The sequence below is a fragment of the Tianweitania sediminis genome, assembly GCF_017813335.1.
Lineage (GTDB): Bacteria > Pseudomonadota > Alphaproteobacteria > Rhizobiales > Rhizobiaceae > Tianweitania > Tianweitania sediminis.
Window position 1 is genome coordinate 1 of the sequence record NZ_JAGIYY010000018.1, and the last position, 13146, is coordinate 13146.

Annotated in this window: 14 protein-coding genes and 1 pseudogene; 13 read left to right on the forward strand and 2 right to left on the reverse strand. The window is 63.9% G+C overall.

Annotated features, from left to right (window positions below):
* A partial coding sequence (locus J5Y06_RS22860; RefSeq protein ID WP_209337520.1) for a heavy-metal-associated domain-containing protein occupies positions 1 to 498 on the reverse strand: 498 nt, incomplete at its 3' end.
* A 143-nt stretch (positions 499 to 641) separates the two neighbouring features.
* On the opposite strand from J5Y06_RS22860, the pseudogene J5Y06_RS23665 reads away from it, so the two are divergent.
* From J5Y06_RS23665 to J5Y06_RS22875, 4 genes and pseudogenes are all read left to right on the forward strand, one after another.
* Positions 642 to 965, forward strand: a pseudogene (locus J5Y06_RS23665) (ABC transporter permease); the annotation flags it as partial.
* A gap of 103 nt (positions 966 to 1068) precedes the next feature.
* The gene (locus J5Y06_RS23230; protein ID WP_245248329.1) at positions 1069 to 1335 is read left to right on the forward strand and encodes a hypothetical protein; all 267 of its coding nucleotides are present in this window, start codon (positions 1069 to 1071) and stop codon (positions 1333 to 1335) included.
* A 135-nt stretch (positions 1336 to 1470) separates the two neighbouring features.
* Complete coding sequence (locus J5Y06_RS22870) at positions 1471 to 2250, forward strand: formyl transferase (RefSeq protein WP_209337522.1); 780 nt, start codon at positions 1471 to 1473, stop codon at positions 2248 to 2250.
* 119 nt (positions 2251 to 2369) lie between these two features.
* On the forward strand, positions 2370 to 2804 hold the full coding sequence (locus J5Y06_RS22875) for a cytochrome c (RefSeq protein WP_209337523.1): 435 nt from the start codon (positions 2370 to 2372) through the stop codon (positions 2802 to 2804).
* 80 nt (positions 2805 to 2884) lie between these two features.
* Here J5Y06_RS22875 and J5Y06_RS22880 read toward each other — a convergent pair whose 3' ends face one another.
* Complete coding sequence (locus J5Y06_RS22880; protein WP_209337524.1) at positions 2885 to 3157, reverse strand: metal-sensitive transcriptional regulator; 273 nt, start codon at positions 3155 to 3157, stop codon at positions 2885 to 2887.
* A gap of 444 nt (positions 3158 to 3601) precedes the next feature.
* Here J5Y06_RS22880 and J5Y06_RS22885 point away from each other — a divergent pair, with 444 nt between their 5' ends.
* The 9 genes from J5Y06_RS22885 (at position 3602) to J5Y06_RS22925 (ending at position 12953) form a co-directional block, all read left to right on the forward strand.
* Positions 3602 to 3934, forward strand: a complete 333-nt coding sequence (locus J5Y06_RS22885) for a four-helix bundle copper-binding protein (RefSeq protein WP_209337525.1) — start codon at positions 3602 to 3604, stop codon at positions 3932 to 3934.
* 483 nt (positions 3935 to 4417) lie between these two features.
* Positions 4418 to 6931: a heavy metal translocating P-type ATPase gene (locus J5Y06_RS22890; protein WP_209337526.1), complete on the forward strand. Its 2514-nt coding sequence runs from the start codon at positions 4418 to 4420 to the stop codon at positions 6929 to 6931.
* On the forward strand, positions 6928 to 7083 hold the full coding sequence (locus J5Y06_RS22895; RefSeq protein ID WP_209337527.1) for a hypothetical protein: 156 nt from the start codon (positions 6928 to 6930) through the stop codon (positions 7081 to 7083). Before J5Y06_RS22890 ends, J5Y06_RS22895 begins: the two co-directional genes overlap by 4 nt.
* Positions 7084 to 7297: 214 nt before the next feature.
* Positions 7298 to 7813, forward strand: coding sequence for a c-type cytochrome (locus J5Y06_RS22900; protein WP_209337528.1), 516 nt, complete (start codon positions 7298 to 7300; stop codon positions 7811 to 7813).
* A gap of 154 nt (positions 7814 to 7967) precedes the next feature.
* Positions 7968 to 8846, forward strand: coding sequence for a WD40/YVTN/BNR-like repeat-containing protein (locus tag J5Y06_RS22905; RefSeq protein ID WP_209337529.1), 879 nt, complete (start codon positions 7968 to 7970; stop codon positions 8844 to 8846).
* A gap of 677 nt (positions 8847 to 9523) precedes the next feature.
* Positions 9524 to 10132, forward strand: coding sequence for a L,D-transpeptidase (locus J5Y06_RS22910; RefSeq protein ID WP_209337530.1), 609 nt, complete (start codon positions 9524 to 9526; stop codon positions 10130 to 10132).
* A 390-nt stretch (positions 10133 to 10522) separates the two neighbouring features.
* Positions 10523 to 10735 carry a hypothetical protein gene (locus J5Y06_RS22915; RefSeq protein WP_209337531.1) on the forward strand — a complete coding sequence of 71 codons (213 nt, stop codon included), beginning with the start codon at positions 10523 to 10525 and terminating at the stop codon, positions 10733 to 10735.
* A 184-nt stretch (positions 10736 to 10919) separates the two neighbouring features.
* Positions 10920 to 11318 carry a Cu(I)-responsive transcriptional regulator gene (gene cueR, locus J5Y06_RS22920; protein WP_209337532.1) on the forward strand — a complete coding sequence of 133 codons (399 nt, stop codon included), beginning with the start codon at positions 10920 to 10922 and terminating at the stop codon, positions 11316 to 11318.
* Between the two features lie 591 nt (positions 11319 to 11909).
* Entirely contained in the window at positions 11910 to 12953 is a 1044-nt protein-coding gene (locus J5Y06_RS22925; protein ID WP_209337533.1) for a serine hydrolase domain-containing protein, read from the forward strand.
* Positions 12954 to 13146 lie beyond the last annotated feature (193 nt).

The following is a 13146-nucleotide window of genomic DNA, read 5'->3' on the forward strand; positions in this document are numbered from 1 at the left end:
CAGTTCCCTATCCTTCGCCTCCTGGCGCGCGTCGGCAGCCGCGCTCGCCCCCGCCGCATTGGCAAGACGCGGTACGTACCCGGCCTGGCGGATCGCGGCTTCGACCGCAGCGGCCGGAACAGGTCCCGCAGACTGAACGGTTGCGCCCTCGGTTGCGAGATTGACGGAAGCCTTCAGGACTCCAGGAACGGCTGCAATGGCCAGCTCGACCCGCCGGACGCACGAGGCGCAGGTCATTCCCTCTATCTCGATGACCATTGTTTCGGTGGCGACCTCGTACCCCGCGCCGTTGATCGCGGCGATCACCGCGTCGGCGGCAGGGATTCCTTCGAACACGACCTCCGCCGTCTCTGTCGCAAGATTAACCGATGCCGACTTCACGCCCCGCACTTTGACGATGGCGATCTCGACGCGGCGCACGCAGGACGCGCAAGTCATACCTTCGATTTGGAAGCTCTGTTTTGTCAGGGCGGGATCAGGTTTTTGGCGGGCGTTCATGGTCGATTCCTCTTGTTCGATTGGTGCTTGAACAGAGGTCTAAGGGTTCCAGCGTTGGGAAGGTCAATAACGAATTTGCGAAATCTGGCAATCGGATGCACAGGGTTTGGACGCCCGTCGCCGGAGGTCTCCTTGCCGCGGTGATGGCGGTTCTTTGCGTACGCATTGGCCTCGATCAGGTCGTGATCGGCGTCGGCATCACCCTCGGCGCGCAGGGATTGACAGCACTGCTGCACCACTTTCTGCTGGCACGGACACACCCGCGCCTTCCCGCGCCGGACATCGTTCCTGTTTCCTTCTTCGCTGACCTGCCGATCCTGGGTCCCGGGCTGTTCCGGCATCATGCGCTGGTTTACCTCGCAGATGCTCTCGTCGTGGCAATGTGGCTGATCTATCGACATTTTATCTTCGGTCTGCAGCTGGCCGCGGCGGACGAGAAGCCGGATGCGCTGGACGCGGCGGGTGTGGCCGTGGTCCGCGTTCGGTCAGTGGCTGTAGGGGCCGCGGGTGCGATCGCAGGGGTCGGGGTAGCCTATCTCCGGGATTGCCGCCGGCGTATTCGTGCCATTCATGACCAACGGCGCGGGCTTTCTGGGGATTGTCCTGGCGATGCTGTCCCGGGGTCGTCCTGCCCTCGTCCTGTGTGGGGCCCTGGTCTTCGGAACCTGTCTGTCGATTTCCACAGCGCTGCAAGTCATCGGCATCCGGGTTCCAACGGAGTTCGTCCAGATGCTGCCTTTTGCGGCAGTGGTGCTGTTGTTGGTAATGCTGGGCCGCCGTTCGGCGCTGCCGTCGGCTCTTGGCGTGGCGTCTGTTCGCGGGGCGCGCGACACCTGAGATGGACAGGGAAGGCTTCCACTGAAGTCCGAAGAAAATTTCGCTTGACCTTCCACTTGCAGGAACCGCTAGGGTCAGGGCAACTGGCGAAGGATCCTGAACATGACGGTCCGACACGAAGCTGTTCAGTAACCGATGACGTCGCCTGAGCCGCGCCCCAGAATCTGTCTTGCCACGGCCGGCGGGCCGCACCCGTGGATCCTTGCCCGGAGCCTCGCGGAGACGTTCGAGATCACCATCGTCAGGGAGGCCCCGGAATCCACGCGGGCGTTCCTGCGCCGCCGCGCCCGTATGTCAGGGTGGCTGTCCACCGCCGGGCAGTTCATGACCATGGTCGTGATCAGGTTCGGCAAGCGCCTGTTCCGGAAGCGTGTCGAACGCCATCTCGCCGAGGCCGGGGCTTCAGCCGATTTCCCGCAGGAACTGCGGCTGGTAGACGTTCCGTCGGTGAACTCCGATGCCTTCCTGGATGCCGTACGGACCATTCAACCCGACGCAGTCCTGCTCGTCGGCTGCCGCATGCTGAAGCCCAGGTACCTCGAGCGCCTCGAAGCGCCTGTCTTGAACTATCATGCGGGCATCACTCCGGCCTACCGCGGCATGAACGGCGGATACTGGGCGCGCCTGAACGGCGACGTGCAGAACTACGGATCCACGGTGCATCTGGTGGATCCCGGAGTAGATACGGGCCGCGTCGTGCGGCATCAGCGGCTCGCACCCAGAGCCGACGACACGATCATGACCGATGCCTACCGGATCGCGGCCGCTTCCAGCACCGCCTGCAGGGAGGCCCTGGAGATCGTGCTGGAGGGCGGCCCCCTCCCAGCGGTTCCGGCGCCCGAGCGATCGCGGCAATGGTTTCACCCGCCGATCTGGACCTATCTTTGGCACGGCGTCACCCGGAGGGTCTGGTGAGCGGACGGGGAGCGGTCTTTCTCCGGCGCGCGAGAGCTGTCCTTGGCAGCACGATGCTTGCGGCAGCGGTATTCCTCCTTGCCGGAGCCGCCGACGGAGCCCGGCTTCGGAAGGACGGCATGCGCCAGATGGCCGAGGCTGCGAAGACCATAGACAGCATCTTCAACGAGCGTGTGCCGTTCGACGGCGGGGCGATCCGGCGGGCTGCGGACGTGTTAGCGGCACATTCGGGCGCCGCGATGGCCACGGCTTTCGAACGCCCGGACGGTAGCAGCACCGTAGACTGGGAGGAACTGGCACGGGACCGCACGCGCTTTGATGCGCTGGCTTCCGAACTGAACGAACTTGCGCGGCTTTTCGGCGAGGCCGTCGCCGACGCGGAATCCCTGACCCCCGATCTGCGCATGCGTCCGCAGGACGGCGCCCCTGGCGGCTCACTGCTGGGCGCCCGCAGGTCCCAGGTCCCTGCCGGAAACCAGCCTGCCGAACATCTCTTTCACATGATGCTGGAGACCTGTACTCGGTGCCATGCCGCATTCCGGCGCGCCGGATAGATTGCGCTCGCCCGGAGGAACATGCGCGCGGAAAAGGTCGTGATGCAGGGCTCGGTGACGCGCCTAGGCCTACTCAAGCATCATCGGCAGACCCTTTCGAAGATGCCGACGAGTTCGCGGAACTTTTGCCGCTGCGCCTCCGGATCGTTTGAGGTGATGGCTTCCTCCACGCACTCGTCCGCATGATCCTGCAGGATCAGGATCTCGACTTGGGCGAGAGCCGAACGGACAGCCAGGGTCTGGTTGAGGATGTCAACGCAGTAGCGGTCTTCCTCGACCATCCGGATGACGCCCCGGACCTGGCCTTCCAGCCGCGCCAGGCGTTGGAGGGCTGCTTGCTTGCGATCTTTCATGGGCTCGCTGCTCTTTTCGCTCGTCCATCAACGGCGGGCGATCGCGAAGGTTTCTGGAACATCTGAAGCTTCGATCCGTTTGGCCCTCCAATACCCCCCGGAGGGTATGTCGAGCCTGATCCAGCATCGGCCCCCAGCGGCCGGAAGGGAGGCATTTATGCGAACTCGATCAGGGCCTGAAGGTAGGTTACCGGGGCTTCCATTCGTGCAGGGAGAACTGACCTTGGAAGTCTTCGCCCGAAGCCGCGGGACAGGAGCTGCCGCTTGCGGGTCGCTGGGGCCCGGTCAGACCGGGATTCATCTTAACTTGCTTTTCGCCGCCGCTCTCGCGGCAATCCACCTGTTCATCGGCAAGCTTCACCTGCTTGACGTGGTGCCGCGGAACCGAGAACGCGCAGTAACCGGGCAGTGGCCAGAAGACTGCTTCCCAGAAGGAGAACTAACATGCATCACATGAACCCTGAAATTAAGAGCTGCGTAGATGAATGCCTGAGCTGCTACGCAATGTGCCTCTCGACGGCGATGGGACACTGCCTGGAGATGGGCGGCGAGCACGCCGAGAAGAAGCACTTTACGCTGATGATGGCCTGCGCCGAAATATGCAGGACGTCCGCTCACTTCATGCTCATCGGGTCGCCGCACCATAAGCACACTTGCGGCGAGTGCGCGGAAATTTGCATGCAGTGCGCTGACGACTGCGAGCGGCTCGGCGACATGCAGGAATGTGCGGCCGCCTGCCGTCGCTGTGCTGAATCCTGCCGCAGCATGGCGGCTTAACTAGGAAGCGCTGCCCGTCGCTCTGCGTCGGGCAGCCATCCGGAACAAGTGGAGGAAAAGGATTTAACTCGATCCAAAGCCACTAGCCACACTGCTCACGCCGGCTGCCTGCGCGCAGGAACAGCACAGCAAGGCCAGCAGGACGCCGCACCGGACCGGGCGAGCCAGCGAGTTCGGAGAAGTACAGGGAGCCGTCGCAAGTATGCACGAGCAGATGCCGGACGAGGCCTCCGGCGCAGCAACAGGGCCTGGTAGACCCGTCCAGGCATGTTCTAGCCGCGGGCAGGACGAGGCTACCCGCAAGCGGGCGGAGTTCTTCGCCAATGCCCAGCGCGGCCAGATCGCTGAACTCTGCAACTGACTGGAGAAACACAGGAGCTTTCCAGGCTGCTCCTAGGAACACCGGTTCCACATGGATGGATTGCCTCTTGACCTTCCACCAGGTGGAAGCCTTAGAGGTTGTGCATCCACGGGAGCTCGGCCATGAAGCACGGTCACGGGAAACACGACGGCCACGGGCATGCGCCGGTCGTACACCGCCACGCGGCACCGGGCGCCGAGGCCGGCGTTACCCGCGACCCGGTCTGCGGGATGACCGTCGATCCCGAGGCAGGAAAGCCGACTGCCGACTATGGTGGCGACACCTACCATTTTTGCAGCGCCTCCTGCCGCGGCAAGTTCATCCTGGATCCAGAGAGCTATCTCGAAGCGACCGACCCCGTCTGTGAAATGAAGGTGGATCGTGCAACGGCGAGGCACTTCAGCCGGCCCGGGGCCAGCGGCTTCTATTTCTGCTCTGCTGACTGCCAGCGGAAGTTCGACGAAAAGCCCGACGGGTTTCTCGGCGCCCGTCCGGCTGTCGAAGTGGCGGCCGCAGGCACCCAGTACACCTGCCCGATGCACCCGGAGATCATCCGCGACAAGCCGGGCTCCTGCCCGATCTGCGGCATGGCGCTCGAGCCCATGGGCGTGCCCACCGCAGACGAGGGGTCGAATCCGGAACTGGTCGATTTCACACGCCGGCTGTGGGTCAGCGCCGTCCTTTCCATCCCGCTCCTCGTCCTCACAATGGGCCCGATGTTCGGCTTGGCGGCACGCAGCTGGATCGGGGAGAGGACCGCGGTCTGGATCGAACTCGTCCTGGCGACTCCGGTGGTGCTCTGGGCGGCCATACCGTTCTTCCGCCGGGGCTACGAATCCTTCGTAAACCGCAGCCCCAACATGTGGACGCTGATTTCGATCGGCGTCGGCGCGGCTTTTGCGTACAGCGTCGTCGCCACTGCGTTTCCTGGCATCTTTCCCCATCAGTTCCGTGGCCATGGCGGCTCGGTTCCGGTCTATTTCGAGGCGGCCGCCGTCATCGTCGCGCTCGTCTTCCTCGGCCAGGTGCTGGAGCTGAGGGCGCGAGAAAGGACGGGCTCCGCGATCCGCGCCCTGCTCGACCTCGCACCGAAAACGGCAAGGCGGCTTCAGGAGGATGGGTCGGAAGCCGACGTGCCGCTGGAGGACGTGTATTCCGGCGACAGGCTGCGCGTCCGGCCAGGCGATAGCGTGCCCGTGGACGGGATAGTCCTAGAAGGCCGTTCGTCAGTGGACGAATCCATGATCACGGGCGAACCCGTCCCCGTCGAGAAGACTGAGGGAGACGTACTGACGGGAGGCACGCTCAACAAGAACGGCTCGCTGGTGATGCGCGCCGATAAGGTTGGCAAGGACACGATGCTGTCGCAGATCGTGGAGATGGTCGCCAAGGCGCAGCGTTCGCGGGCCCCGATCCAGGGGCTTGCGGACCGTGTCTCCTTCTACTTCGTTCCAACCGTCGTGCTCGTGGCGATCCTCGCATTTGTCGCCTGGGCGATCTTCGGGCCGGCTCCGAGCATGGTCTTTGCCATCGTCTCCGCCGTCTCAGTCCTGATAATCGCCTGTCCCTGCGCTCTGGGCCTCGCGACGCCCATGTCGATCATGACGGCGACCGGTCGGGGCGCGCAAGCGGGCGTACTCATCAAGGACGCGGAGGCTTTGGAGCGCTTCGCCCGCGTCGACACCCTGATCGTAGACAAGACCGGGACGCTGACGGAAGGCAAGCCGCAGCTGACGGACGTCGTAGCGGCGCAAGGATTCGGCGAGGACGAGCTGCTCGGGCTGGCTGCGAGCCTGGAGCGGGGATCGGAGCACCCGCTCGCCGAGGCGATCGTAGACGGGGCGCGGGAGAGGGGAGCTTCGCTTTCCGTCGCCACCGATTTCGAAGCCGTGACGGGCAAGGGCGTTTCCGGCAAGGTCTCTGGCCGCTCGGTCGCACTGGGCAACCCTGCGATGATGGAGGGCCACGGGATCATCGTCGGAACCTTGAAGGCGCGCGCTGACGAACTCCGCTCGGAGGGCAAGACGGCAATGTTCGTCGCAGCTGACGGAAAGCTCGCCGGAATCGTTGCGGTCTCCGACCCCATCAAGGCGACCACTGCCGATGCGATCCGCACCCTTCGCCAAAGCGGGCTGAAGATCATCATGGCGACAGGTGACAACGAGCGTACGGCGAAAGCCGTCGCGGCCAAGCTCGGCATCGACGAAGTCCGCGCTGACATGATGCCCGAGAGAAAGAAGGCGCTCATTGACGAGCTGCGGGCGAGGGGAGCGAGCGTGGCCATGGCGGGAGACGGAGTGAACGACGCACCTGCGCTCGCGGCTGCCGACGTCGGCATCGCGATGGGAACCGGGGCCGATGTGGCGGTCGAAAGCGCGGGCATCACGCTAGTCAAGGGCGACCTCACCGGGATCGTCAGGGCGCGCACGCTGGCTCAGGCGACGATCCGGAACATCAAGCAGAACCTGTTCTTCGCGTTCGTCTACAACGCGCTGGGCGTGCCAGTCGCGGCGGGCATTCTCTACCCGGTCTTTGGCGTGCTGCTTTCGCCCATGTTGGCTGCAGCGGCGATGAGCCTGTCCTCGGTGTCTGTAATTGGCAACGCGCTAAGGCTCAGGGGCCTGTCCCTCAGATGAAGCAGAAGCACCCTGTTGCGGAGGCGCGCTTCTATTCCGAGCTGCCCGGCGGAGGAGTGGCGTCGACTTATCTCGTCGGCTTCGCCTTCGGCTGCAATCCGTTCATCGGCACGATCCTGACGGGCCGGTACGACCTCGGCGATCGTCTCTGACGGAGTGCCCCCCCCTGCCCGTTTATTTGCTGGGCCTCGGCCATTCCAGCCTCACGGCCGGATCGACCGGGTGCTGCGGATCCTTGCCGGGGGATCATGGTGCTGATGGGCCTCGCCATGATCACCGGGCAGCTTTCGGCGTTTTCGTAAGGCTGCGGAAGAGTTTGTCCGTCCTGGCCCGGATAGGGTCACGGTGGAAGGGCAAGGAAGGCCGATGAAAAAGCACTCGAAGGGCAGGCGGAACCTCCTGATTGTCGCCGCCGGAACAGCGGCGATGGCTTCCGGCTTGGCGACGCTTCTCGTGCTGTCCCGCCTTCCGGGCTCGGCAGCGGGAGCGTTGCTTCGTCCCGGCGACAGGAGTGTCGTGTCGCTTGGAAACGAAATCTACGCTGAGCATTGTGCATCCTGTCATGGCAGGAGCCTCGAAGGACATCCCACGTGGCAGGTGCGGGACGCGCAAGGATACCTGCCGGCCCCGCCGCACGACGAGACGGGGCATACCTGGCATCATCCGGACAAGCTCCTCTTCGACATCACGAAGCTCGGCGTGGCGGAGGCGGCAAAGCTTGAGCGATACCAGACCAGGATGCCTGCCTTCGAAGGTATCCTTACGGACGAGGAGATTATCGCCGCGCTTTCGTTCATTAAGGCGCAATGGCCGGAGCGGATTCGCGAGCGCCACGACGAGATGAATCGTCACCTCCAGAAGCGCCAGGGTGCCGGAGAGTAACTGCTATACAGGCTTTGCCCCTTGTATTTCCACCTGCTGGAAGCAGCACGATGCCCGCGAGGGAAGCGCCGCCGGCAATGCACATCAGGTGACCTGCTGCGGATACCAGGACAGAACACTGGAGCCACATGCGAATGCACGAAAGGAAGAAACAATGACGAAGCGAAACAGGTCCGGTGTAACAATCCTGGTCGGGGCATTGGCGCTCTCCGCCGCGGTCGCGGCCGGCGTGGTCGCGCGGGCAGATACCATTCCAGTCTCGCAGCTCAGGCAACAGACCCATATCCACGGACTCGCGGTAGATCATCAGAATGCGGAAAATCTCCTGATCGCCACCCATCACGGCCTCTTCCGCGCGGGCCCCGGCGGCGAGGCGGAGCGCATCTCGGTCGTGCAGGATTTCATGGGCTTCACGCCGCATCCTTCGGATCCGAACACGCTGTTCGCCAGCGGCCATAGGGCCAATGGAGGGAACCTCGGCTTTATCGCCTCGACCGACGGTGGCGTGAACTGGGAACAGGTTTCGTCCGGCGAGGGCGGTCCGGTCGATTTCCACCAGATGACCGTGAGCCCGGCAAATCCGACAGTGGTCTACGGCGCGTTCGGTGGCCTGCAAGTCAGCCGCGACGGCGGCAGAACGTGGTCCGTCTCAGGACCGCTGCCAGAGCGGCTGATCGACCTCGCAGCCTCCGCCCTTGATGCCGACACGCTTTACGCCGCGACCGAAGCCGGGCTGCTGGTCAGCAAGGATGCAGGAGGGACATGGGACGTATCGGTCGAAACTTCTCCCGTCAGCCTGGTAGAGGTCACGCCCGAGGGAACGCTCTACGCCTTTGTGCTCGGGAAGGGGCTTGTGCGTTCAGCCGAGGAGCAACTGCAACTCGCTTCCTTCGGGGCCGACTGGGGAGACCGGATCCTCCTGCATCTGGCCGTCGATCCGGCGGACGACGAACGGTTGTTCGTCGCGTCGCATGAAGGCGAAATCCTCGCCAGCACCGACGCCGGAGCCACCTGGAGCGGATTAGGTCGCTGATGAGCCGCTGGCGCTGCCACTCGCTGGATACCAATCGGTAGCGCCTGCAAGGCGAGTTAGGCGGGCAAACGGCCGGCGCTCAGTCCAGGCACCCGACCGGCGGCTTGTCCGACGGCTTCGCCGCACGAGACGTCATTCGGATCTGCCGCAAAAACCCTGTACGACAACTACTTCGAAGCTCTGCTCGAAGCGGTGAAGAGGTGGCGGACAAGTTGCGGTCGCGACCTGGCCTTCGTACGACCGCGCGGCGCTGGTGGAGAGGCCCCCTCAGTGGGTCGCCCGATGCTTGCGATCAACGCCCTTGAGCAACGGCGAACAGAACGAGCAGAAAGGTCCCCCAACCTGCTCAAGGGAGCATGCGGGATGCTCCGCAGCTTCAGGGCTTCAGAGGGCAGTATCAACTTGAAAGATACCTAACAGTGCGCCGAGGACCTGCTTTCGCTTGTCTCCCCCTATCGAGCGCAGGCTTGACGCTGCCCGCGCGCCTCCGCGCGCTGGACCGAAATTTGCGTGAAACAGATCGTTACCAGGGGCCTTAGGAAACGGGCGCCGGCCGCCACCGCCACCGCGGCTAACCTTCTGATCACCTTTTGGCTCCAAGCTCGGCGGGGGAGCTCGCCAAGTGCTTGCTTTCCCCAATTCAGACATGTCCACGAACCGCCCACAGGAACGGAAATATGATCAACCGACGCTCGTTCATCGCGTGCATAGCCCTGGCGATCCCCGCCGTACCGCGCCTGGCCGCCGCCCACCCGTCGGGGCCGTTCGAGTTGGATCGGGCGTACATGCCGCAAGAGGTTGCTTTCACATTCGGTTATGCGGCGGGGGCCATCGTCGTCGACACCGCGGCGAGGTTCCTTTATCTCGTGGAGGAGGAGGGCAGGGCCAGGCGCTACGGGATAGGCGTCGGCCGTGCGGGGCTGGCCTGGAGCGGCACGGCCGAGGTCGGCCGGAAAGCCAAGTGGCCGAGCTGGACCCCAACTCCGAACATGATCCGCCGTGAACCCAGGAAGTACGCGAAATTCGCCGATGGTGTCCCGGGCGGACCGTCAAATCCGCTCGGCTCGCGTGCTCTCTACCTTTATCGCAACGGGCGCGACACCTATTTTCGAATCCACGGGACCACGGAGCCTTGGACCATCGGCAAGGCGGTGTCCAACGGTTGCATCCGGCTTATCAACGAGCACGTGGAGGACCTCTACGAGCGCGTGGCAGTCGGCGCCACGGTCATCGTGCTGCAAACCAAGGCACCCTCGGCCGGGCGCGGAGCCCACGGGAGCAGCTAGGCGCGCGCAGAGCATCCAGGCCGGTCATTTGCATGCGGGCGTCAACCGGACGTTAACGCCCGCATGCCTCGCCCTGCGATCCTTCGGCAAGAATATCTCTCGGTCCAGTTCCTCGCGCGCCTTCGCTGGCGCGGGGACGATCGGGTGCACGTTCCAGTGCAGAAGGTGCTCCACTGGCTGGCTGTGGTCTGTGCGCCGCTCGGTCCCGGCTTGAGGGGCGATCGCCCGCACACACACGCCGAAGCCGCGGCCGGAGCCATCCTCCATCTACAGACATGCTGCTGCATTAGGTGCATGCCTGGAGCGGGAGGGCGATCTTGTGGCTCGTAGCGGAACGCGTGCTCCTCCGGCTCCACAACATTCGCCGCAGTTGCCGTCCAGTCTGCCAAGATGGAGCTTGACCGCCAGCGGGATCAGTCATTCGGCGCTGTATGCGGTCTGCTCGCGCTTTCGGCCGCGGGCACGCTGGAGATGTATGTCAGCGACTGGTTCGGGCTGGTCCACCGACTGCTGACGAAGCTGCTTCTCGCCCTCGTGGCCGCCCCTTTCGGCGCCGCCTCGTCGCATCTTCTCGCCGGCAGTAGCCAGCGGTTCAGGCGATGATACCGTGGTGGCGGTCCCGAAGAGACGGGCAGCAGTCAGAAGGTCACTACCACTCTCGGCTGGCGTTCCTCGCTCACGGCCACCCAGCAGTCCCTAGAGGCAGTCATTCGGGACTATAGAAATCGCTCTTGAGCTTTCCCCGACTGGAAGGTTTATCCTCCGGCGAGAATCAATGGAGGTCGCAATGAACATCGGCGCCGTCTCGGAAAAATCTGGTCTCTCAGCCAAGACCATCCGCTACTACGAGGACATCGGCCTTCTTAAACCTCACCGCGCCGGCAACGGCTATCGCGACTACTCGATGGCCGACGTACACCGCCTGCGGTTCCTGCAGCGCTCGCGCAGCCTCGGCTTCTCGGTTGATGAGTGTAGGCAGCTACTCTCCCTCTATGGCGACAGTGACCGAGAGAGCGGAGACGTGAAGGCGATCGCCAACGCCAAGCTATCCGATATCGACCGGAAGATCGTCGAGCTTATCGGCCTCCGGGACATGCTCCGCCACCTCGTCAAGAACTGCCGCGGCGACAGCCGTCCGGAGTGCCCGATCATCGAGGGGCTTGCGGGAGAGGCAAGGGTCCAATGAGATGGCTGGCTCCGTCTTTCAGCCCGCCGACCCGTCATGGGCGTCCGCGTGGTGCACTGCCATCCGGCGGCAGTCAACTATCGCCATAGAGAGCCTGTCGACTTGAAGACTGGCCGAAACGCGCCATCGAGGCCGAGGCTACCGGAACCGTGTCGACCGAGAGATCGCACGACTGGAACTTGAATCGCTCGCGCAGGTCCTACGGGCTGACCGGTGCGGCCCGCTAGCTGAACGACCTCGACTGATGGGCGGAGCCTGAGGTCGAGCGATAAGAGGGGGAAGACGGCGGGACGGAAACGATCGCCCTGCCATAGCGGAGGTAGAGTTCAACATCCCGATCTTCGACGCGGGCAGGGCGCGCGTGCGAAAGGCCGAACTGGGCTGTTTACAGGCCCTTCTTCGGTGCTGTCGAAGGCGTAACCGTTCCAGCCATGGGCAAGGTCAACGGGAAAACTGCAGATGGAAATGGAGTGCAGGAACCGCAGAAGTGCCAAGATGACGGAGACTGCGGTGATCGTCGGCAGAGGCGGTTCGACTCACAAGGCCGTGAGAGGGCATGGCTTCGAGGGGCAGAACCCTTACCTGCCGCTGATGAAAGAATCTCTGATCCTGCCCGCCCTCGTCACCTTTGGAATTGCCGTTGCCCTCACCGCGAGTGCGCAAGCGGAACCCCCGGCCGTCGTTGGCGGGCGCGCTCCGCTATTCGAAGTCGTGGAGCAGGCCCGTTCGCTTGAGCCGCTCCAGACCCTGATTGTTGCGCGAAACGGCGCTGTGCTCGTGGAAGAAGGTTTCAGGGGCAATTCGGTTGACGCTCCAACCAATATCAAGTCGGCGTCGAAATCGCTCGTTTCGGCACTTGTCGGGATCGCCATAGACAAGGGCGTCCTCGAAGGGACCGATCAGAAGATCGCCCCCTTGCTGCGCGACAAGTTGCCAGAGGATCCGGACCCGCGCATCGAGGAGATTACGATCGGCAATCTTCTGTCGATGCAGGCGGGACTGGTGCCGACATCCGGCGGCAACTACGGCCGCTGGGTGGCGAGCGCGGACTGGGTGCGGGCCGCGCTCGCGCAGCCGTTTGCAGACGATCCGGGGGAAGGCATGCTGTACTCTACCGGAAGCACGCATCTTCTTTCCGCTATCCTCACCCGGGAGAGCGGAAAGTCCACGCTCGAACTGGCACGCGACTGGCTCGAGCCGCTGGACGGGTTCGAGATAGCCGATTGGGAACGCGGTCCGCAGGGCGTCTATCTCGGAGGAAATCAGATGGCGATGAGCCCGAAGTCGCTGCTCGCGTTCGGAGAACTATACCGCAACGGCGGGAAGGCGGGAGGGGATCAGATCGTCTCGCCAGGCTGGATCGAGGCCTCCTGGGCGCCTCGCGCGAAGTCAATGCATTCGGGCGAAAGCTACGGATACGGATGGTTCCTCACGGAAATGGGCGGGCACGAGGTCGCGTACGCCTGGGGCCATGGCGGGCAAATGCTCTACATCGTCCCAAGCCTCTCCCTGACAGTGGTAATGACCTCGGCCGAAGGCCAACCCTCAGCGCGCAGCGGCTATCGGGAGGATTTGGCCGAACTCATGCAGGCGACCATTGCCGCCCTGGACGATGATGCCGACAGCCGCATCTGATCCGGCATCGCCCCGGACCGGAATGCCGCCTTTCGCCTTCGTCCCACTATCCCAAGTCCTGTGTGAGGAGGGAAGCTGGCCCGCGGCGTGCGCGGGCCAGCAGCTTGGTCATTCGGCCGGGAGGGGCTTCAACGCGGCTCCAGAGCCGTGCGTGACTCTCAAGGGCGCCTGGAAGCGCTTCAGTCGCATGGCG